The sequence below is a fragment of the Plantactinospora sp. CNZ320 genome (assembly GCF_002846275.1).
Genome location: NZ_PJMP01000001.1, coordinates 2,845,402 through 2,865,488 on the forward strand (window position 1 = coordinate 2,845,402; position 20,087 = coordinate 2,865,488).

Here is a 20,087-nt window from a genome sequence, read left to right on the forward strand (position 1 = left end):
GCGGGAACTGTCGGCAAGAAGCCTACGAAGCGGGTACGCCGCGCCACAACGCACTCCCGCAACCCGTGCCCGCCGTGTCACGATTCATTGCACGGCGGTGGGGCAGCCGGCGGTCGGCAACACGGCCGGGCGCCGCAGGCCGGTAGGGAGGGTGTCGGGGTGTCAGCGGGTGGCGCCCGCCGGGGACGGCGGGACAACGGGCTGGAGGCGACGGAGTACGCCGTCGCCGGCGACGTGGACCCGCGGCTGGGCGAGCACCTGCTCGACGTGCTGGCGGCGGGGGGCATCGCCGCCTACCTGCAACCCTCGGCCGACCTCAATCCGGTGACCCGGACCACCACCGTGCCGTCCCGGCCGGTGGACCGGCTCTATGTCGACCGCAGCTTCCTGGCCACCGCCAAGGACTACCTGACCCAGCTCGCCGACGAGGAGCCGCCGGGCCATGCCCCGGCGCCCCGCCCCGATCCCGACCCGGACCCGGACGTCGAGGCGGAGTGGGCCCGGATCGTCGCCGGCTACCACACCGAGGTCGCGGCGGACTCCCGCTCCTGGCCCGCCGCCGAGGACGTCGCGCTCGGCGAGCCGCCGGAACGGGCCACCGGCACCACGACCGCCCGCCCGGGATCCGAGTTGTCCGGGCCGCCCGACCAGGGCGTACGCCGGCTCCCGTCGGCCACCGAGTTCTCCGGGATCTCGGTGGGCGGCCGGACCGACGAGCCGTCGCTGCTCGACGGGCTGGACACCTTCGGCGCCGACCTGCCGGACGAGGCGGAGGAACGCTACGTCCCGCCGCCACCACCGCCGCTGCCCCGGCTGTCGAAGTACGCCGTCGTCGGGGTGCTCGCCATCGTCACCGGCTTCGTGCTCTTCCTCTTCCCGCACCTGCTGCCGATCGATCGGGGCCTGGTCACCCTGCTCGGCTTCGCCGGCATCCTCGGCGGTTTCGTCACGCTGGTCTGGCGGCTGCGACCGGGCAACGAGGAGGACGACGATCCGGACGACGGGGCGGTGGTCTGACCCCTCGCGTCCAGATCGCGAGATTCATCACCGGGTGGAGGCAAGGCGTAACACTCGCGTAATTTCGCGTCAGTAGGAATACTGCTGTAAGTTACCTTCCCCTCACGACTGCCCCGATCGCTCCTATTCGCGGTGGTCGCCTCGCCCGGAACGAGGTGCCCGATTGCGACAGAGTTCCCTCGTGGTGGTGGCCAACCGGCTGCCCGTCGACGACAGTGTGGCGCCGGACGGCGCCTGTGAATGGCGCCGCAGCCCCGGCGGGCTGGTCAGCGCCCTACACCCCCTACTCCAACACACCCCGGCGACCTGGGTGGGCTGGGCCGGCGGGACCGGTCCCGCCCCGATGCTCGCCGACATCGACCGGGTACGAATGCACACCGTCCCACTGGCCGGCAACGACGTACGCGACCACTACGAGGGCTTCGCGAACTCGACCCTCTGGCCGCTCTACCACGACGCGGTGGAGCAGCCGGTCTACCACCGGCGCTGGTGGGAGGCGTATCAGCGGGTCAACCAGCGGTTCGCCGAGGCCGCCGCGGAGGCGGCCGAACCCGGTGCCGTGGTCTGGGTGCAGGACTACCACCTGCAACTCGTGCCCAGCCTGCTCCGGGCGATCCGCCCCGACCTGCGGATCGGCTTCTTCATGCACGTGCCGTTCCCGCCGCCGGAGCTGTTCATGCAGCTCCCCCGCCGTTCCGAGCTGCTGCTCGGGATGCTCGGCGCCGACCTGGTCGGCTTCCAGCGCCCGCAGGCGGCGCACAACTTCGCCCAGCTCGCGACGAAGGTGCTCGGGCTGGCCGCCACCGATCGGCGGATCGCCGTCGACGACCGGGTGGTGCGGATCGGCGCGTTCCCGGTCTCGATCGACATGGCCGAGATGGAGGCGCTGGCCGGCCGCCCGGACGTGGTCACCCGGGCCGCCCGGATCCGCCGGGACCTCGGCGACCCCCAGCACGTGCTGCTCAGCGTCGACCGGATGGACTACACCAAGGGCATCGAGCAACGGTTGAAGGCCTACAGCGAACTGCTCGCCACCGGGCACGTCAAGGTGCGGGACACGGTGATGGTGCAGGTGGCGGTGCCGAGCCGGGAGCGGGTCGAGCAGTACCAGATCCTCCGCGACCGGGTCGAGCGCGAGGTCGGCCGGATCAACGGCGAGTTCGGCCGGGTCGGCGAGCCGGCGATCCACTACCTCACCCAGCCGTTCGACCGGGCGGAACTCGCCGCGCTCTACCGGGCCGCCGACATCATGGCGGTGACCCCGCTGCGGGACGGGATGAACCTCGTCGCCAAGGAGTACGTCGCGGCCCGGGTCGACAACGGCGGGGCGCTGCTGCTCAGCGAGTTCGCCGGTGCCGCGGCCGAGTTTCCGGAGGCGTTCCTGGTCAACCCGCACGACCTGGAGGGACTCAAACTGACCCTGATGCACGCGCTCCAGGCCATCCCGGCCGACCTGACGGCCAGGATGACCGCGATGCGCGCACAGCTGCGGGTCAACGACATCCAGGCGTGGGCCCGGTCATACCTGACCGCGCTGGACCAGAGCGGCAGCCTGGCCCAGCGGCTCACCACCTGAGCGCAGCACCACCGGGGCGAGCTCCGGGTGGGCGACCGGTGGTAGCCGGCGACCCGCCCGGGGCCGCTCCGCCCGGGGCGGTCCACCGGGGACAGTGGGGGTTATCCGACCAGATCCTTGTCGAGCCAGTCGAGGATCGCGTCGATCGGCTCCCGCCACCGGGCGTCCAGCATCATGTCGTGCCCCATGCCGGGAAAGAGCAGCGGGGCGACGCCGTACCGGGCGGCGGTCCGGGTCAGCGCCGACGGCGGCACCACCCGGTCGTCCGGGCTGCCGACCACAAGCATCGGCGGGTTTCCCACCGCCGGCTCGACCGGCCGCTGCCGGAGCAGCTGCCACTGTGCCCGCGCGGAGGCCCGGCCGAGCCGGGCGGTGTACTCCCGGGCCGCCGCGTCCGGCAGCTCCCGGCTGAACAGCTGGCGGTGGTGCAGCCTCAGCCGGCCACCGAAGACCGCCGGCAGGGTACCGGCGGGGTTGCGCAGCAGCGCGGTGCCGAGCGTCCCCCAGCCGCCGAAGACCGGCGCGACCAGCACGCCGGCCCGGGCCGGATAGCGGGCCAGCGCGTGTGCCACCACGAGCGCGCCGGCACCGTGCCCGACAAGCACCGCCCGCCGGTCCAGGCTGGTGGCCACCTGGACCACGTCGTGCGCGTACGCCCGCAGCGTCGCCTTCGGCGCCGGCCCGCTGCCACCGTGCCCGCGCAGGCTGACCGCGTGTGCCGGAAAGGCTCGCGACGCCGCGTGTTCGAGCCAGTGCTCGGCGAACGCCCACGCCCCGTGCCCGAATCCGGGTACGAAGAGCAGCGGCGGCTTGCCCTCCGGCGCCTCCGGCGTGGCGGCGCGTACCTCCCGGAACACCGCCGGCACCGGACGGGTCCACTCCCCCACCCGTACGACCCGGGTCTTCACGCCGGCACCTCCAGCTCGTCCAGGGTGCGCTGCAACACGCGCAGGTAGTCGATGTGTCCAATCTCGAACCAGTGCCGGGTGCTCTCCTTCATCCTGGCGGAGTGCGTCCGGTTGCCGGCCTCGGCGTCGACCCGGGCGGCGAAGGAGCGGGCCCGGTCCGGCGCCGCCTCGCGCAGCCGGAGCCAGCGGGCGATCAGCACTGCCTGCCAGTGCACCAGCGGCAGCAGGCCGGAGTCCGGCTGGAGCAGGCCGGCCACGGCAAGTGTCGGATGCTGGCGCGGGAAGGCGTTGAGATAGAGGGCCGGCCGGCCCGACGCGTCGGTGCCGAGCAGTTCCGGCGCGAGGAACTCGAAGCGCGGCAGGTAACCGGTGGCGAAGACCACCAGGTCCGGCTCGATCTCCTGCCCGTCGACCAGGGTCACGCTGTTGCGGCGGAACCGGCCGACGTCCGGCACCGGGGTGATCGAGCCGTGCCCGAGCTGGTAGACGAGGTGGCTGTTGACGATCGGATGGGTCTCGAAGACCCGGTGGTCGGGGCGGGGCAGCCCGAACCGGGTCAGGTCACCCACTGTCAGCTTCAGCACCCGGTGGAAGAGCCACTGCCGCAGCCGCAGCGGCAGCCGGTACGGCGCCAGCGAGTCGTTGACCTGGTCTGCGGGGCGGCCGAAGGCGTACTTCGGGGCGTACCAGTAGCCGCGCCGGGTGGAGTGCCAGCACTTGGCCGCCTGCGCTCCGGCCTCGACCGCGATGTCGCAGCCGGTGTTGCCGGCCCCGACCACGAGTACCCGCTTGCCGCGGATCTGGGTCGCGTCCTTGTACGCCGACGCGTGGATCACCTTGCCCCGGAACTCGTCCAGCCCCTCGTACGCCGGCATCTTCGGCGCCCAGTTGTGCCCGTTGGCGACGACCACGGCCGCGTACCGGGAGGTGCGCTCGGCGCCGTAGCCACCGGTGCTGCGGGTGGTGACGTCCCACCGGTCGCCCTCGGCCGGCTCGACCCGGACCACCTCGGTGCCGAACCAGATGTGCGGCCGCAGGTCGAAGTGGTCGGCGTAATGCTCCAGATAGGACAGTAGCTGGCTGTGGTGCGGGTAGTCCGGCCAACTGTCCGGCATCGGGAAGTCGGGGTATTCGGTGAGCGGGCGGGACGAGATGAGGTGGGTGCTGGCATAGACCGGGCTGCGGTCGTGCCGCCAGTTCCAGGCCCCGCCGACACCGGTCTCCCGTTCGTAGCAGTCGACGCCGAAGCCGTACTCCTTCAGGTTCTTGATCGCGGTGAGGCCGCTGACCCCGGCGCCGATCACGCAGACGGTGCCGGCCCGGTCGTAGACCGGTCTTCCGTCCCGCCAGAGGGTCGCGCCCGGCTCGTTGCTCTCCTGGTCGCTGAAGGTGGACACCGAAGAATCTCCTTTTGTCCGGCAACGAGTGCCGACGTGCGGGGGAATCCTCTCGGCTGTCGTCGCCCTTGTCCAGCCCAACGCGCGCCACATCCGGAGCAAGCGCCGCTTGATCCGATGTCGAGCGGTGTGACTCTTTCCGACAGTTCTGTCGGTGACAGTACGGACCGAGGTCACTACTCTCGGGCAACAGCAACCGAAACGGCGTCGCCCGCTTCCGGGCGGCAGACCGGCGCGGATCGGGAACTCAGCGCTCTCCGGGCCGGCGGACGTCCACGCCCGGCAGCAGCCGCCGAAGTTCCCGGTTGAGCGTGGCCTCGTCGGTGACCCGGACCCGGAACGGCAGCCGGACGTCGTGGTGCCGCTGCGCGGTCTCCGCCCGTACGGTCAGTCCGTCGGCATCGACGGCGACCGGCACCAACCGGGCGCCACCGGCGGTCAGGGCCGGATCCACCAGCGCGGCGAATCGGTGTACGACGTGACGGTGGTGCTGGACCAGGCGGGCCAGGTGCGCCGCCTCGACGGCTGCGACCGGGTCGGGACGCGCCGCCCGATAGGCCGCGACCGGCACCTCGACGGCGGCTCCGTACCGTTCGACGTGCACACTGTCGGGCTCGATCGCCCACAGGGCCACCGGCGGCAGGCCGAGCAGCGCCGTGATGGCGTCGTCGTCGCACAGGTCGAGGGCCGCCGGGTCGAACCGGCGGACCTTGCCGGTCACGGTCACCCATGCCCGCACCCGGGCGCGCACCGGCACCGGCACCAGGTGCGTGAGATCAAGCCGAACGGCGTTGTCCGCGCCCCGGGCGGCGACGAGCAGACCGCCGAGTGGGCTCATCGCGTCAACGGCGACGACGACGGTGCCGTCGGGGAGGACGGTGTGCGCGTCGATCAGGTCGGCGGCGGTACCGGCCACTTCCAGCCGCAGCGATGTGCAGGCCGCGAGGGCGGAGCGGACCTCCACCGCGTCGGGTGAGAGCCGGTCATCGGCGAGCGTCGACGGCCGATCGGGTTCGGATGCCACCCTCGCCCCTTCCACCGCAGTCGACCTGAGGAGCCCACCATAATAGGTAAGGCTTGCCTTATTCAAGTGGACCGCGATGTGGGGTGGCCGACGACCCGTCGCCCGACCAGGCCCGACCAGGCTTCGCAGGTCAGGCTCGGCCGGGGCAGGTCAGGTTCGGGCCGGCCGGACAGATCAGGCCGGCTGGTAGGTCAGGCTGGCTGGTAGGTCAGGCAGTCGCTGACCGTGGCACCCGGGCCCACCTGTACGGACGGCGCCGTGCAGGCCAGGTTGGTGTTGTGGACGCAGTCGGTGCGGGCGCAGGCGCCGACGCTGCCGGTGATCTCCGCGATGCCCCCGCGGACCGACGACTCGACGAACGTCGCGCAGGAGGCTGCCGTGCCCGCCGCCGCGACGGTCACGGCCGGTGCGTGACAACCACCCTCGTTGAAGCTGCACGTGACGGCGGCGCATTCGCGTACGGCAGGCATCTGCAAAAGGGTCTTCATGATTCCTCCACTCACTGTCACATCCATGATCGACCGAGGAACGATCAGCTCCAAGAATAGCCAGGAAATGACGCCGCGACGCCTTTACCGGAGCGCACATGATGCCTCACGACAGGCATCGTGCCTGCTCAACAGGGGGTTACCCGGGTCGCCAAAGATTATCCGGAAGGCCACTTCGGCGCGCCCAAGAAAAGGTAAGGCTACGCTTCCAATGGCTTCTGCAAAGGCAAGCCTAACCTCTGATATCCGTATTCGAGGGCCCGAAATCCGCAGTGTCGTCCCGGGCCTGGCCATCGCGCGTCAGCCGAGCCGGTATCGGCCGAGCCCGGCAGGCATCAGCCGAGTTGCACGAGCAGGGAACCGCTCAGCAGGAGGACGAGGCCGGCCAGGCGGGGGGTGGTCAGGGCGCGGCGGCGCAGCCGGAACAGCCCGCGCTGGTCGATGAGGGCTGAGGTCAACTGCTGGCCGGTGACGGTCAGGGCGACCGTCACCGCCGCCCCGATGGCGGGGATGAGCAGGAAGGTGCCGGTGACGTAGACAGCCGCGCAGGCGCCGCCCAGCCAGCCCCACCACGGCATCGCGTGGAGCGGAGCGATTCGGGGTCGGGGTGTGCGGTGGATGGCGGAGAGCACCAACAGCACGACCGCGATGCTGAGGGTGGCCACGCCGAAGCTGGTCAGGGCAGCCGCGATCGGCTCGTCGAGGCCGCTGCGCAGCCGGGCGTTGACAGCGCCCTGCACCGGCAGCGCGGCCCCGGCGAGCAGGCCCAGGGCGAGCCATCCAGGTTGACCGGCGCCGCCGGTCCGACCGGTACGGGGACCGGACGAATCCTGCCGGTCCTGCTGCCCCCTGACGATCACGACGATCCCGGCCAGGACGCCGAGCGCACCCACCACGAGAGCCGGGGTGGCGTCCTGTCGCGCCAGTCCGAGCAGGCCGAACAGGTCGAGGGCGAGCGAGGCGAACATCTGGCCGGTGACGAACAGCCCGACTGCGACCAGTGCCCCCAGGCGGGGAAAGAGCAGGATGCCGCTGGTGATGTAGAGCGGGCTGGCCAGTCCACCCAGCAGATACCAGAGCGGGACGTCGGGTAGCCGACCGAGGGCACCGAGAGCGCCGACCGCGATGGCCAGTACGGCCAGCAGGCCGGCAGCCACTGCCAACTGCAGGGTGGCGGCGCCGTACGGCGTACCGACGGCGGCGTTGAGTTGGATGTTCGCCGACGCCTGGACAGCCAGCAGGCACCCGATGAGCAGGGCGGCGGTGAGTAGGGCGAGGTCCACGGGCGTCTCCACAGCATTAAACGGACAGTCTGTCCGGTTAATATAGGCAGCGTCGCTACAAATGGACAAGGGGATCAGTTGTTGCCGGGTAGGGTCACCCCGTGACGACCAGCGACGAGCGTGCTGGAGCCGGCGCCGCCGCCCGCCGCACCCCGCCGAAGGAACGCGCGGACGCGGTACGCAACCGCGCCCGGATCCTGGAGGTCGCGGAGCGGCTGTTCGCGGAGTACGACCCACGCGCGGTCACCATGGACCAGATCGCCAAGGCCGCCGGGATCGGCCGGGCGACCCTGTACCGACGCTTCCCCGACCCGTCGGCGATCGCCGTCGCCCTGCTCGACGAACACGAACGTCGCCTACAGGCCCAGTTGATCCACGGGCCACCACCGCTCGGTCCGGGCGCCCCGGCCGACGAGCGCCTCGTCGCCTTCTATCTGGCCGCACTCGACCTTCTCGAGCGACACCTGCCGCTGGCCCTGGGCGCCGAAACCGGTCCGGCCCGGTTCAGCACCGGCGCCTACGGATTCTGGCGCGCCCACGTCCGGGCGCTCCTTGCCGACACCGACACACCCGACCCTGATGGCCTGGTCGACATCGCGCTCAGTCCACTGGCACCGGAGCTCTACCACTTCCAGCGCCACGAACTCGGCCTCACTCGCGATCGAGTCGCCAAGAACCTGAGCCTGCTCGCCCGCCGGTTACTGGCCTCGGCCCCGCCTGGCTGACCAAGGCGTGCACCCGGCGGAACTCGTCGGCGGTGAGCCGGCACAACGTGGCGTCGGCGTCGTAGAAGGTGCCATCCCGTTCGGGTCGCATGCCCAGCTTCCGCAACACCTGGCGGGACGCCTTGTTCTCCCGCCGGACCACCGCCACGATGGACGGCAGGCCACAACTGTCGAACCCGTACGCCAGACAGGCACCGGCCGCCTCCGTCGCGTAGCCCTGACCCCAGGCCGGGCGGCCGAGATAGTAGCCGAGTTCCACCTCGTCCGTCCCGGCCATCCGTTGCAGGCCACAGTGGCCGATCACCTGCCCGGTGGCGACGACCTCGGCGATCCACATGCCGAACCCGTCGCGTTCCCAGCCCTCGATGCGCTCCGCCCAACTGCGCAGGCTCGCGGTGATCGGGCGGCGCCGACCGGCCCAGGTCACGGCGGGATCGTCGTCGACCAGGGCACGGTGCGCGGCGAAGTCCTCGGCCCGGAACTGGCGCAGCCGCAACCTCGCGGTCTCGATCTCGGGATGCACGACCCCGGGTCCTCCGGCCCCACGTCCTTCGGTCACAGGCTGCTCGGTCCCAGGCTGCTCGGTCTCACGGTGCTCTGCCACCCCGCGGGCAGTACCCGACCGCGCCTCGGGGCACACTCCGGGGCATGCCCACTACCGGGACCAGGTCGAGGGCGGCGGCTCCAGCGGGACGGCAGGCCGGTGACGGTGGGTGGGCCAGGGGCGGTGGGCCGAGGCGGTTCTGCGGTTCGGTCGTTCTCGAATGGATGTACCCGGCGGGTAACCTGAGCCAACTGTCAAGCCAGCGCAGGCAGATCGCGGCGGCCACGCCGCCCCGAGCCGTGACATGAACCGTGCAGGAGCCGCCCGATGATCGTCGATGCCACGCTCACCCGAATCAACGAGGGGGTGCAGTTGCATCACCAGCAGGGCCAGCGCGAGGCCGCTCGGGATCTGTTCGCGCAGATCTGGGACGAGATCGGTGGGGAGCGCGGGGATCCGCTGCACGTCTGCGTCCTCGCGCACGCGATGGCCGACGTGCAGGACGACGTACCCCAGGAGTTGCTCTGGGATCGGCGGGCGCTGGCAGCGGTCGACCTGCTCACCGACAACCGGCTCGCGGAGGCCGGAGTACCGATGCGGGTGGCCGGCCTGTACCCGTCGCTGCACCTCAACCTGGCCGAGTGCTACCGCAAGCTCGGCGAACTCGACCGTGCCCGGGAACACCTCGGGCAGGCGCGGGCGGGGGTCGGCGCGCTCGGCGACGACGGGTACGGCCAGCTGATCAGAAGCGGCCTGGATCGGCTGACAGGGCAACTGGGTTCCGAGTAGACGCGCGCCGCCTCCCGCAGGAGTCCCGGTGGCTTGTTACCGTCCGTTCCTCCGGCGGGAGGCGTACTGCCGCGTGAGCCGGTTCGCTCAGTACCCGAAGATCATCTTGTAGGCCACCTCGGGCAGGAACTGCCCGGCGCTGGAGCCGGCTCCGACCCCGCAGTTGCCGTCGGACTCGCCAGGCGTCTTGAGCCACAGCAACATCTCGGCGCCACCTCCGAGCTGGCTCGGCGTGCCGATCCGGCGGCCGGCCGGGTTGCACCACTGACCGTTGGATCCGTTCTGGTTGCGGCTCGTGTCGATCACGAAGGGCTTGCTGTACCCGAAGTTGCTCCGCAGCGTGTTGGCGACCGAGTTGCCGTAGTTGGTGTTCTCTCCGGTGGTGAAGTAGTTGGAGACGTTCAGCGCGAAGCCACGGGCGTTTGCGACGCCGGCCATGTTCAGACGCTGCGCCATCGTCCGGGCGTCGACCCAACCGGGGTTGCCGGCGTCGAGGTAGGCCCAGGTGTTGGGCGCCCTGGAGCGGAACTGGTTGGCGGCCCGGCTGAGCATCCCGACGCGGTCGTTGATCTGCGCCTGGCTCATGCAGTTGAAGTCGCCGAGGGAGTCCGGTTCGAGGACCACGACGGCGGGGCGGTTGCCGATGGCGTTGACGAAGGCCGAGATCCACGCGTCGTAGGCGGCGACACTTCCGGCACCACCACCGGAGTGCCCGCCGCAGGCATCGCGGCCGGGAAGGTTGTAGGCCACGAGCAGCGGAAGCTTGTCGACGGCATCCGCGGCGCGGACATAGTTGCCGACCGCAGAGCCGATGTCGCCACTCCAGTTGCCGAACCAGGAGGCCATCGGCTTCTGGGCGATCTCGGTCCTGATCGCGTTGGCGCGTCCGTCGCCGGGGTTGGCGGCGGCCCACGACGCGGGGCTGGAGTTGGGGTTGACGTAGAAGCCGCTGGTCTGGCTGACCGGGTCGGCGTGGGCGGCCGACGAGCCGAACAGGATCGTCGGGACCGCCACTGCCAGCGCGCTTGCCAGCGCGAGCAACGGACGGGCGAGTCGTCTCATCGGGAGTCTCCTAGAGCGTTGGCCGTGCATCGACGTGGACTGGAAGCGCTTCCGGTAGATTCCATCTATCTACATCGATCTAATCGTCGGCATCCGGCAAGTAAAAGTCAAGGTTGGCCCCTGGCTCCAGCACCGATGCGCCACCACCGGGCGATCGACACTGGAAGCGCTTCCAGTCATATCGACCTTCGCCGTTGCAGACCGGTAGCATCTAGCGGCGCCGATACCATCCGGCGGCGGAGTCCTGGCACCGTCGGTGGCCGGTCGGCACCGGCCGAGCCCCGCCGGATCCTCCCGTCGCCGGCCCCCGGCCCCCGGTCCCCGGTCCCAAGCGCATGAGGAACGAGGGAAAGTTCGAGGGGCGTTCCACAGGTTCGAGGGCGGTTCCACAGGTTCGAGGGCGGTTCCACAGGTTCGAGGGGCGTTCGACAGGAAGGACGTGGCACCACGATGGAGACTCGGCGCCAGCCCACCCTCGACGAGGTGGCCGCGCGCGCCGGGGTGTCACGCTCTGCGGCGTCCCGGGTCCTCAACAAGGCGCCACACGTCAGTCGCGCGACACGCGACGCCGTCGAGCGGGCCATCAAGGAACTGGGGTACCGACCCAACCGCACCGCCCGGGCCCTGGCCACCCGGCAGACCGGGATCGTCGCCCTCGCCATCTCCCACGACGACCCCGAGTTGTTCGCCGATCCGTTCTTCGGCCAGGTCATCGTCGGTGTCTCCTCGGCGCTGGAGGAGACCGACCTGCACCTGCTGTTGTGTCTGGCCAGCCCCGGGCGGGGCCGGGCCCGGCTCACCAACCTGCTCAACACGCGGGGCGTCGACGGCATCATGCTGATGGCGCTGCGCGGGGACGACCCGCTGACCCACATCGTGCGCCGAGCCGGCCTGCCGGCCGTGTACGGCGGCCGGCCGCTGCACTTCAAGCCACACTGGTTCGTCGACTCCGACAACCTCGGTGGGGCGCGACTCGCCACCGAGCACCTCATCGGCCTCGGGCGCACCCGGGTCGTCACCATCACCGGCGAGTTGGGCACCGAGCCAGGCGCATCCCGCTACCGCGGCTATCGCGAGGCGATGGTCATGGCGGGCCTGACCCCGTACGGGATGGCGGAGGGTGACTTCACCGAGGGCAGCGGCGCGGCGGCGATGACGAAACTGCTCGACGACCACCCGGACCTCGATGCCGTCTTCGCGGCCAGCGACAACATGGCCGCCGGAGCCATGCGGGTACTGAGCGAGGCGGGTCGGTCCGTACCCGCGGACGTGGCGGTCGTGGGCTTCGACAACCTCGGGATAGCCGAACGAACCGACCCTCCACTGACCACGGTTCACCAATCGATCCAGTCCCTGGGCAAGGAGATGACCCGGGTACTCATCGAACTGATCGCGGGGCGGGAGACCGCGTCCCTGATCCTTCCCACCAGGCTGGTACTGCGCGGCTCCGCCTGACCGACCCGGCCGGCACCGCACAGCCACCGCACAACACACCTCGCTGAACGGTCGCCGAACACCCGAACAAGCCGCGTGGTGGGCATCAGCGTGGTGGCATCAGCGGGTGACCGGCAACAGCAGGTCGGCGCGGACCGGGAAGTGGTCGCTGGCCCGACGGGTCTGCGCGGTGTCCACCACGTCGTAGTCGAGTACGCCGATGGCCGGGTCGACGAAGAGCGCGTCGATCCGGTCCCGCGGCTCCCGACACGGGAAGGTGCAGCGGTCCTCACCGCCGCCGGCCACCGCCGCGTCGGTCAACCCGTCGGCGACGGTACGCCAGGCGCCGCCGCCCGAGTTCTCGTTCAGGTCAGCGCCGACCACCACCGGCAGCCGCAGGGCGGTCAACTCCTGCTTGAAGAGGTGCGCCTGACCGGGGCGCTCGGCCGGGTCGGTGGAGAGATGCGAGCCGGCCAGTACGAACCGTGCTCCCCCGATCCCGCACTCGGCGTAGACCGCCCCGCGCAGGTGCCGCCCCGGCGTCAACGGAAACCGCTGGCACCATGTGCGGTACACCCGGACCCGCAGGCTGGTCAGCAGCAGGTTGCCCAGCGACGGCAGGCCACCGGCCGCCACCACCAGCCCGAACCGGTCGGCCAGGGCGGCGCACTTGGGCCGCCAGCGGAACCGGCGCGGCCCCTCCTGCACGATCACCACGTCCGGCGCCAACGCCCGGACCGCCCCGGCCAGCGCGTCGGTGTCGTCCCGCTGGCCGTGCACGTTGTAGGAGAGCACCCGGAGGCGCACCGCTGACGTCTCCGCACCGGAGGACTGCTGCTGAACCACACCGTTTCCCTTGCTCGTCCGTTCCTTCCCGCCCCGCGCGGCGGTCCGGCGCTAGCGGCGCCTCGCCAGGTCGGCGGCGCCGACCATGCCGGCCGAGTTGCCCAGCTCGGCGGGGCGGATCTCGGCCACCGCGATCTTGGCACGCGCGGCGAGAGCCTGCATGAAGGAGCGACGGGTCGGGCCCATCAGCAGTTCGCCGGCTTCCACCACCCCGCCCCCGACCACCAGCACCTGCGGATCGAGAATCTGCGCCATGTCGGCCAGCCCGATGCCGAGCCAGTGCCCGATCTGCGCGAACGCCGTGCTGGAAACCGGGTCGCCGGATCGGGCGGCTGCGGTCACCATCGGGCCGTTGATCGCCTCGACGTCACCGCCGGCCAGGTCGAGCAGGACCGTGGCCCGGGCCGGCTCCTGCCGCGCACCGGACCGGGCGAACCGGACCAGGGCGTTGCCGCTGGCGTACTGCTCGATGCAGCCGAGCCGGCCACAGCCGCAGAGGTGCCCGTTCGGCACCGAAAGCATGTGCCCGAGTTCGGCCGCGATGCCGTGCGCGCCGCGCAGCAACTCCCCGCCGAGCACGATGCCACCGCCCACCCCGGTACCGATCGTGAAGAGCACCATCGAGTCGTCGGCGTCCCGGGCCGCCCCGTGCCGGAACTCCGCCCAGGCGGCGACGTTCGCGTCGTTCTCCACGATCACCGGCAGGCCGACGGCGTTGCCGACGAAGTCGCGCAGCGGTTCGTCGCGCCAGGCGAGGTTCGGGGCGAACAGAACTGTGGAACGGGCCGCGTCGATCCAACCGGCGGCACCGATGCCCACCGCCTCGGCCTCGTGCTCGGCCGCCAACTCCTTGACAACCTCGACGATCACGTCGCGGGTCGCGGCCACGTCCTCGGCGGGAGTGTCCCGGCGTACCTGCGCCCGCACCACACCGTCGAGGTCGACCACCCCGGCGGCCACCTTGGTACCCCCGACGTCGACTCCGATGGTCAGCGTCACCGAGCCGCTCCCCTCTGCCACACCGCGCCCACGCGGTCAACCGTCCCGCCACTGCCGCCGTACCGCGCCGTCCCAACCGGCGGCCACCGGCGGCCCCGTCCCGACGGTCAGCCGTCCTCGGGGGCGGCCTGCTCGCCGGAACCGGCGGCGACCGGTCCCTCCGGGGTCCGCGACGCGGGCACCGGTGGTCGTCCGGTGGCCGGCGGCGCGGCGGGCCGGGCCGGTTCCGCCCCGGCCGGGGTCACCCGGTCCGGACCGGCGGTCGTCCCGGTCTCCCGGGTTCCGGCCTCGGCACGGGTGGCGGCCGCCCAGACGTCGTCCGGCTCGCCCGCCGGCCACGAATCATGCCTGGTACTGGTCGCCTCGCGCCACACGGTGTCGCGCCGTGGACCCGGCACGTCGGCCGACGAGTCTCCGGACCGGTCGGCGGTACCCGTCGGAGCCTGCGCGGCGCCCTCGCTCAAAGCGCCCTGACCAGCCCCGGAAGTACGATTCCCGGCGCTGTCTTCGACGCGACTCCCCGCACCTGCCGTCGGGCCGGTGCTCCCCGCACTGACGTCCGTCACGCTGACGTCCGACGCGCCGACATCCGTCACACCGGCATCCGGGGCGGTGGTATCCGGGGCGGTGGTGCCCGCGCGGGTGGCTGCCGCCCAGGTGTCCCCGGTCGGGTCGTGGCCGGTCCCCGGATCGGCGGCGGTACCGGCCGGGCCGCTCCCGCTCGCCGGGCCGCTCCCGCTTGTCGGACCGCTCCCGCTCGCCGGACCGGCTCCGGGCGGCCTGTGACGCTCGGTGCCGACGGTGACCGAGGACAGGGCGCGCAGCAGGCTGGCCACTCCGGCCGCGAAGTCACCGGCTCCGGTGGCCAACCGTTCGGCGAGTTCCGGACTCGGGTCGCGCAGTGCGGCTATCGACCGGCAGACCGGACAGACACAACACTCGGGATCACCGGTGGCGAAACCCGCCCCGATGGGCTCTCCGGCCCCGGAGTGCTCCCCAGACCCGGTGGGCCCCTCAGAACCGGACGGCGTCTCGGTCCCGGACGGCATCCCAGCTCCGGAAGGCGCTCCGTCGCGGGGTGAGGCTCCGGCCGCAGTCGAGCCCAGGTACGGCGGCACCTCGCCGGTCGCTGGCTCCGTCACGTCGGTCGCTGGCGCCGCCGCACCGGGATTCGGCGCCGTCCCACCGGAAACTGGCGCCGTCGCATCGGGAGCTGGCGCCGTCGCATCGGGAGCTGGCGCAGTGGCATCGGACGGTGGCGGGGCCGGCGCCGCCGGCTCGGACCACGCCGCCGCGCCGCCGTGCGGTCGGGCCGGTCGGGCCGGTGGGGCCGGTGGGGCCGGGTCGGTGGAGGTCCGCGCCGCGCCATCGGCCGGTGGCGTACCCGGGGTGGCCGGCTCGGGGCGGTTCGCTCGGGGTCCCCCTCCGCTTCGGTCCAGCACGTCGGCGATCCCGCTCTGGTCGAGTACCTCGGAGATCACCTGGCCGAGCGGGCCGAAGGAGACCGCCCGGTCCCGTGCCCCTGACGCGGCCGACCGGGCCATCGCGAGTGCTGCGGCGACCAGGCGCTCGGCCTCCTCGCGGGCGGAACCCGGATCGGGCCCTCCCCCGTACGAACCACTGTCTCCCATGATCGGCTCCTCTACGCCCGCCCCGTCCGGGGTGATCTCGACACCCGGTCCGGGGCCGTCACCACCCTCCGGACCATCCTCGCGTCCGGGTCACCATCGCTCCGGGTCACCGTCCGCGTTCCGGGTCACCGTCGCGCTCTGGACAAGGGTGCCTCGCTCCCCGGACCACGGTCACGCCCCACAGCACAGGTGGGGTCCGGAGCGCTGTCGCGCCCGGAGTGTCACCGGGTCCCGTCAAGAGTTTCCACCCGCCGTTTGAGCTGCGTCAGGGCGGCGTCCATGATCATCTTCTCGGCCTTGCGCCGGAACATCCCCAGCATGCCGACCGAGAGTTCGACCTCCAGGGTGTAGGTCACCGTCGAGGTGCCGTCCCCGTTGTCCTCGATGTCGTAGGAGCCGTTCTGGACCCTCTGCATCCGGGACGGCTCCACCAGATGCCACTCGATCCGCGAGATGTCCTCGGCGTACTCGTACGCCAGGGTGTACTCGTCGGTCATCACCGAGGCGTCGAGCACGAACCGTACCCGGGCCGGGTAGCCGTCCTCGTACTCCTCGACCACCTCGACCCGCTTCACCGCGTCGGCCCACTCCGGATAGCGCGGAAAGTCGCAGATAACTGCGGTCACCCGAGCCGGTGGCGCGGCTATGACGATGGACTGGGTGGAGGAATCCGCCATGCCCGGCAGGCTACCGCGCAGCGGGGTGTCTCCGGCTGACCGCCTCGACCCAAACGTGCCGACTCGACCCACCTGGCCGGGCGGTTGCGCCCGTTCGAAGGTAGGTTGCGGGTAGTCCGACCGGCCGGCTGGCCGGGTCGATACGAGCAGGTAGGGAGTGCAGGTGCGCGAGTTCTCGGTTCCCCCAGCGGTCACGGTCGGGGACGCGGCCAACCTCACCGACCCGGTCTGGGACAACGCCGAGGAGACCCCGGAGAGCGTGCAGTTCGTCCGGCGGGCCGTCGACGCCGGCGGCAAGCAGGACGGCTGGACGGACGTGACCTGCCGGCAGTTCCGCGACGAGGTCGTCGCGGTGGCCCGGGGACTGATCGCCGCCGGGATCAACCCGGGCGACCGGGTCGGCCTGATGAGCCCCACCCGGTACGAGTGGACCCTGATCGACTACGCGATCTGGACGGCCGGCGGGGTGACCGTACCGATCTACGACACCTCCAGCCCCGAGCAGGTCGCCTGGATCCTCTCCGACTCGGGGGCGGTGGCCTGCGTACTGGAGACGAACGGGCACGCGATGGCGCTGGCCGGGGTACGGGACCGGCTGCCCGCCCTCGATCAGGTCTGGCAGATCGAACTCGGCGGCATCGACGAGTTGGTGGCGCTTGGTGAGCGGATCGACCCGGCCGAGGTCGACCTACGCCGCAAGTCGGTCAAGGCGTCCGACATCGCCACGATCATCTACACCAGTGGCACCACCGGACGCCCCAAGGGCTGCGTACTCACGCACCGGAACATGCTCTCCGACATCAGCAACGCCGTCCCGGTGCTGCCGAACCTCTTCAACGAGGGCGCCTCGACGCTGCTCTTCCTGCCACTGGCCCACTCGTTCGCCCGGCTGATCCAGATCGGCACGGTCCAGGCCCGGGTCACCGTCGCGCACAGCGCCGACACGAGGAATCTGGTCGAGGAACTCAAGGAGTTCAAGCCCAGCTTCGTGCTCTCCGTACCCCGGGTCTTCGAAAAGGTCTACACCGGCGCGGCGCAGAAGGCGACCGACGAGGGCAAGGGCAAGATCTTCGCCACCGCCGAGCAGGTGGCGATCGCGTACAGCCAGGCCCTGGACACCCCCTCCGGGCCGAGCCTGGGCCTGCGGCTGCGGCACCGGGTGTTCGACCGGCTGGTCTACCGCAGGCTCCGCGCCGCGCTCGGCGGACGCTGCGAGAACGCCATCTCCGGAGGAGCGCCGCTCGGCGCCCGGCTCGGGCACTTCTTCCGGGGCGTCGGGGTGGTGGTCTTCGAAGGGTACGGCCTGACCGAGACCTCCCCGGCGGTGGCGGTGAACCTGCCCGGAGCCATCCGGATCGGCACCGTCGGCCGACCGCTACCCGGGGTGACCATCCGGATCGCCGACGACGGAGAGATCTTGATCTCCGGTGACGTGGTCTTCCAGGGCTACTGGAACAACCCCGAGGCGACCGCCGAGGTGCTCACCCCGGACGGCTGGTTCCACAGCGGCGACCTGGGTGAACTCGACGACGACGGCTACCTCCGCATCACCGGGCGGAAAAAGGAGATCATTGTCACCGCCGCCGGCAAGAACATCGCCCCGGCCGTACTTGAGGACGGGATCCGGGCGCACCGGCTGGTCAGCCAGTGCATGGTGGTCGGCGACCGGCGCCCCTTCGTCGCCGCTCTGATCACCATCGACGAGGAGGCGCTGCCGGCCTGGCTGCGCGCGCACGGCCGGCCGGAAGGCACTCCGGTCGCTGAACTCCGTGACGACCCTGACCTGCGCGCCGAGATCCAGCGCGCCGTGGACGAGGCGAACCAGGCGGTCTCCAGGGCCGAGTCGGTCCGGCAGTTCCGGATCCTGCCCCGGGACTTCGCGGAGGCGACCGGCGAGTTGACCCCGTCGATGAAGGTCAAGCGGAGCGTCGTGGAGAAGACATACACAGCGGAAATCGCCGAGATATACGGCAACTGACTACCATCCGTCAGGTGCCCGCCTCGACCACCGGTCTTTCCCGTCCGCACCCGCTCGCGGCGGCGGCGCGGGTCGTCATGCTCGCGCTCGTCGCGGTCCTCATCCTGATCGCCACCCGGGAGCCGGGCCAGCTCCGCTGGGTCGCCCTGCTCGCCGTGGCCGGCATTCCCGGCCTGGTCGCCCCCGAACACCGGATACTGGCCCCGCTGGGCCGGTTCGCCGAGGTCGTCCTGGTGGGGCTGGCCGCCGGCCAGATCGCCGCGGCGGCACACATCGGTACCCCGATGCCCGGGGTCGGAGCGTCGGCGATCCTGCCCTACCTCGCCGTACCGCTCACCGCGGCGGCCCTGCAACGGCGGATCCGGGAGGGTGTCGGGCTGATCGCCGTGGCGGCGGTCACACTGCTGCTCAGCGGCCTTGCGAGCATCGGTGACGACGGTCGGCAGATCAGTCAGGTCGGCTATCTGACCGTGGCGGCCCAGTGGGTGATCCTGGCCGCGCTCGGGCTCTTCGCCGCGGGTTCGTTGCAACGGATCGTCCAGGCGCGCGGCGAGCCCCGGCCGCAGCCCTACACCGAGGCGACCCGACTACTGACCCAGCTGCGCAGCGTCGCCCGACAGCTACCCGGAGCCACCCTCGACCCCGGCAGCATCTCCGAGCACCTGATCGACGAGTTGCGCGTGGTCACCCGGGCGGACCGGGCCGCGGTGCTCTCCGCCAGCGGCGGCGGCCGGCTCGTCGTACTCGCCCAGGCCGGGGTGGACCGGGTCGACTGGGAGACGACGCTCGACGCCGACTCGGCGATCGCCGACGCCTGGGCCAGCCAGCAGCCCCAGACCGCACACCGGTCGCAGGCCCGCTCGCACTCCGGCGGCGAGGTGTCGGCGCTGGTCGTACCGCTGGTCGCCGGGGTACGCACGGTCGGCCTGGTCACCCTGGAGGCCGACGTCTCGGGCGCCTACCCGCCCCCGGTGGTGGCCCAGGTGACCGCGCTGACCCGGCCGGCCGCGCTCCGGCTGGAGGCCGCGCTCCTCTTCGACGAGGTACGGTCGCTGGCCACCAACGAGGAGCGGCAGCGACTGGCCCGGGAGATCCACGACGGGGTGGCCCAGGAACTCGTGATGGTCGGCTACGGCATCGACAACGCCCTGGCCACCCTCCCCGAGGACGCCACCGACACCGCCGAGGAGTTGCGTACGCTGCGCGGCGAGGTCACCCGGGTCATCACCGAGCTGCGGTTGAGCCTCTTCGAGCTGCGCAGCGAGGTCGACCGGCACGGCGGGCTCGCCGCCGCCATCGCCGAGTACGCCCGCACCGTCGGCGCCTCCGCCGGCCTGCGGGTGCACTACACGCTCGACGAGTCCACCGCCCGGCTGCCGGCGGCCACCGAGGCGGAGCTGCTACGGATCGCGCAGGAGGCGATCACGAACGCCCGCAAGCACGCCGGGGCGTCGAATCTTTGGGTCACATGTGCCGTGGACCCCCCATTCGCCCAGATTGAAGTGTCGGATGATGGTCAGGGCATCGCTGACCAGCGGCCCGATGGCAGGTATGGTCTTGCGATCATGGCGGAGAGGGCGGAACGTATCCGGGGCCGGCTAGAGATCAGTCCGCGACACCCCAGCGGCACGACGGTGGCAGTGGTGCTCGGAACCTCGTCCCGGCGCGATAACGTGCGCGATAGCGTCACCGCATCAGAAGGGGAGTAA

18 protein-coding genes are annotated in these 20,087 nt (G+C 71.5%); 7 read left to right on the forward strand and 11 right to left on the reverse strand.

Annotated features, from left to right (window positions below; translation table 11 throughout):
• Window positions 1–159 precede the first annotated feature (159 nt).
• The gene (locus CLT71_RS12425; RefSeq protein WP_101367237.1) at window positions 160–1,017 is read left to right on the forward strand and encodes a DUF308 domain-containing protein; all 858 of its coding nucleotides are present in this window, start codon (window positions 160–162) and stop codon (window positions 1,015–1,017) included.
• Window positions 1,018–1,180: 163 nt separating this feature from the next.
• Window positions 1,181–2,593 carry a trehalose-6-phosphate synthase gene (locus CLT71_RS12430; protein WP_101367238.1) on the forward strand — a complete coding sequence of 471 codons (1,413 nt, stop codon included), beginning with the start codon at window positions 1,181–1,183 and terminating at the stop codon, window positions 2,591–2,593.
• A gap of 101 nt (window positions 2,594–2,694) precedes the next feature.
• On the opposite strand, the gene CLT71_RS12435 is transcribed toward CLT71_RS12430, so the two are convergent.
• The 5 genes from CLT71_RS12435 to CLT71_RS12455 all read right to left on the reverse strand — a co-directional run bounded on the left by CLT71_RS12435 (window position 2,695) and on the right by CLT71_RS12455 (window position 7,693).
• The gene (locus tag CLT71_RS12435; protein WP_101367239.1) at window positions 2,695–3,501 is read right to left on the reverse strand and encodes an alpha/beta fold hydrolase; all 807 of its coding nucleotides are present in this window, start codon (window positions 3,499–3,501) and stop codon (window positions 2,695–2,697) included.
• Complete coding sequence (locus CLT71_RS12440) at window positions 3,498–4,898, reverse strand: NAD(P)-binding domain-containing protein (RefSeq protein ID WP_101367240.1); 1,401 nt, start codon at window positions 4,896–4,898, stop codon at window positions 3,498–3,500. The genes CLT71_RS12435 and CLT71_RS12440 overlap by 4 nt, the downstream gene beginning before the upstream one ends.
• A gap of 247 nt (window positions 4,899–5,145) precedes the next feature.
• Window positions 5,146–5,922, reverse strand: a complete 777-nt coding sequence (locus CLT71_RS12445; RefSeq protein WP_101367241.1) for a DUF2470 domain-containing protein — start codon at window positions 5,920–5,922, stop codon at window positions 5,146–5,148.
• A 191-nt stretch (window positions 5,923–6,113) separates the two neighbouring features.
• A complete protein-coding gene (locus CLT71_RS12450) occupies window positions 6,114–6,410 on the reverse strand; it encodes a DUF1540 domain-containing protein (protein WP_101367242.1) in 297 nt (98 codons plus the stop codon).
• 335 nt (window positions 6,411–6,745) lie between these two features.
• On the reverse strand, window positions 6,746–7,693 hold the full coding sequence (locus CLT71_RS12455; protein WP_101371390.1) for a DMT family transporter: 948 nt from the start codon (window positions 7,691–7,693) through the stop codon (window positions 6,746–6,748).
• Between the two features lie 101 nt (window positions 7,694–7,794).
• On the opposite strand from CLT71_RS12455, the gene CLT71_RS12460 reads away from it, so the two are divergent.
• The gene (locus CLT71_RS12460; RefSeq protein ID WP_101367243.1) at window positions 7,795–8,418 is read left to right on the forward strand and encodes a TetR/AcrR family transcriptional regulator; all 624 of its coding nucleotides are present in this window, start codon (window positions 7,795–7,797) and stop codon (window positions 8,416–8,418) included.
• Here CLT71_RS12460 and CLT71_RS12465 read toward each other — a convergent pair.
• On the reverse strand, window positions 8,345–8,941 hold the full coding sequence (locus tag CLT71_RS12465) for a GNAT family N-acetyltransferase (RefSeq protein ID WP_158242219.1): 597 nt from the start codon (window positions 8,939–8,941) through the stop codon (window positions 8,345–8,347). The two genes, CLT71_RS12460 and CLT71_RS12465, sit on opposite strands and share 74 nt — an antisense overlap.
• Before the next feature lie 348 nt (window positions 8,942–9,289).
• On the opposite strand from CLT71_RS12465, the gene CLT71_RS12470 reads away from it, so the two are divergent.
• Window positions 9,290–9,751, forward strand: a complete 462-nt coding sequence (locus tag CLT71_RS12470) for a hypothetical protein (protein WP_101367245.1) — start codon at window positions 9,290–9,292, stop codon at window positions 9,749–9,751.
• Between the two features lie 87 nt (window positions 9,752–9,838).
• Here the strand turns inward: CLT71_RS12470 and CLT71_RS12475 are convergent, their stop codons facing one another.
• Window positions 9,839–10,813: a glycoside hydrolase family 6 protein gene (locus tag CLT71_RS12475; RefSeq protein WP_101367246.1), complete on the reverse strand. Its 975-nt coding sequence runs from the start codon at window positions 10,811–10,813 to the stop codon at window positions 9,839–9,841.
• 450 nt (window positions 10,814–11,263) lie between these two features.
• Between CLT71_RS12475 and CLT71_RS12480 the strand changes: the two genes are divergently transcribed.
• Window positions 11,264–12,268, forward strand: a complete 1,005-nt coding sequence (locus tag CLT71_RS12480) for a LacI family DNA-binding transcriptional regulator (protein ID WP_199187581.1) — start codon at window positions 11,264–11,266, stop codon at window positions 12,266–12,268.
• 99 nt (window positions 12,269–12,367) lie between these two features.
• Here the strand turns inward: CLT71_RS12480 and CLT71_RS12485 are convergent, their stop codons facing one another.
• From CLT71_RS12485 to CLT71_RS12500, 4 genes are all read right to left on the reverse strand, one after another.
• Window positions 12,368–13,054, reverse strand: a complete 687-nt coding sequence (locus CLT71_RS12485; RefSeq protein ID WP_101371392.1) for an endonuclease/exonuclease/phosphatase family protein — start codon at window positions 13,052–13,054, stop codon at window positions 12,368–12,370.
• 90 nt (window positions 13,055–13,144) lie between these two features.
• Window positions 13,145–14,092 (reverse strand): ROK family glucokinase, encoded by a 948-nt coding sequence (locus CLT71_RS12490; RefSeq protein ID WP_101367247.1) that lies wholly within the window; start codon window positions 14,090–14,092, stop codon window positions 13,145–13,147.
• 107 nt (window positions 14,093–14,199) lie between these two features.
• Window positions 14,200–14,556 carry a hypothetical protein gene (locus CLT71_RS37435; RefSeq protein WP_199188008.1) on the reverse strand — a complete coding sequence of 119 codons (357 nt, stop codon included), beginning with the start codon at window positions 14,554–14,556 and terminating at the stop codon, window positions 14,200–14,202.
• Window positions 14,557–15,944: 1,388 nt separating this feature from the next.
• Window positions 15,945–16,400 (reverse strand): SRPBCC family protein, encoded by a 456-nt coding sequence (locus CLT71_RS12500; RefSeq protein WP_101367249.1) that lies wholly within the window; start codon window positions 16,398–16,400, stop codon window positions 15,945–15,947.
• A gap of 163 nt (window positions 16,401–16,563) precedes the next feature.
• Here CLT71_RS12500 and CLT71_RS12505 point away from each other — a divergent pair, with 163 nt between their 5' ends.
• Together CLT71_RS12505 and CLT71_RS12510 are read left to right on the forward strand one after the other, a co-directional pair.
• Complete coding sequence (locus tag CLT71_RS12505; protein WP_101371393.1) at window positions 16,564–18,378, forward strand: AMP-dependent synthetase/ligase; 1,815 nt, start codon at window positions 16,564–16,566, stop codon at window positions 18,376–18,378.
• A 14-nt stretch (window positions 18,379–18,392) separates the two neighbouring features.
• Window positions 18,393–20,087: a sensor histidine kinase gene (locus tag CLT71_RS12510; protein ID WP_101367250.1), complete on the forward strand. Its 1,695-nt coding sequence runs from the start codon at window positions 18,393–18,395 to the stop codon at window positions 20,085–20,087.

Bases quoted from the DNA above. Each gene is read 5' to 3' on its own strand.
- CLT71_RS12450 (WP_101367242.1), bottom strand. From the start codon at position 6,410: ATGAAGACCCTTTTGCAGATGCCTGCCGTACGCGAATGCGCCGCCGTC.
- CLT71_RS12470 (WP_101367245.1), top strand. From the start codon at position 9,290: ATGATCGTCGATGCCACGCTCACCCGAATCAACGAGGGGGTGCAGTTG.
- CLT71_RS12475 (WP_101367246.1), bottom strand. From the start codon at position 10,813: ATGAGACGACTCGCCCGTCCGTTGCTCGCGCTGGCAAGCGCGCTGGCA.
- CLT71_RS12480 (WP_199187581.1), top strand. From the start codon at position 11,264: ATGGAGACTCGGCGCCAGCCCACCCTCGACGAGGTGGCCGCGCGCGCC.
- CLT71_RS12500 (WP_101367249.1), bottom strand. From the start codon at position 16,400: ATGGCGGATTCCTCCACCCAGTCCATCGTCATAGCCGCGCCACCGGCT.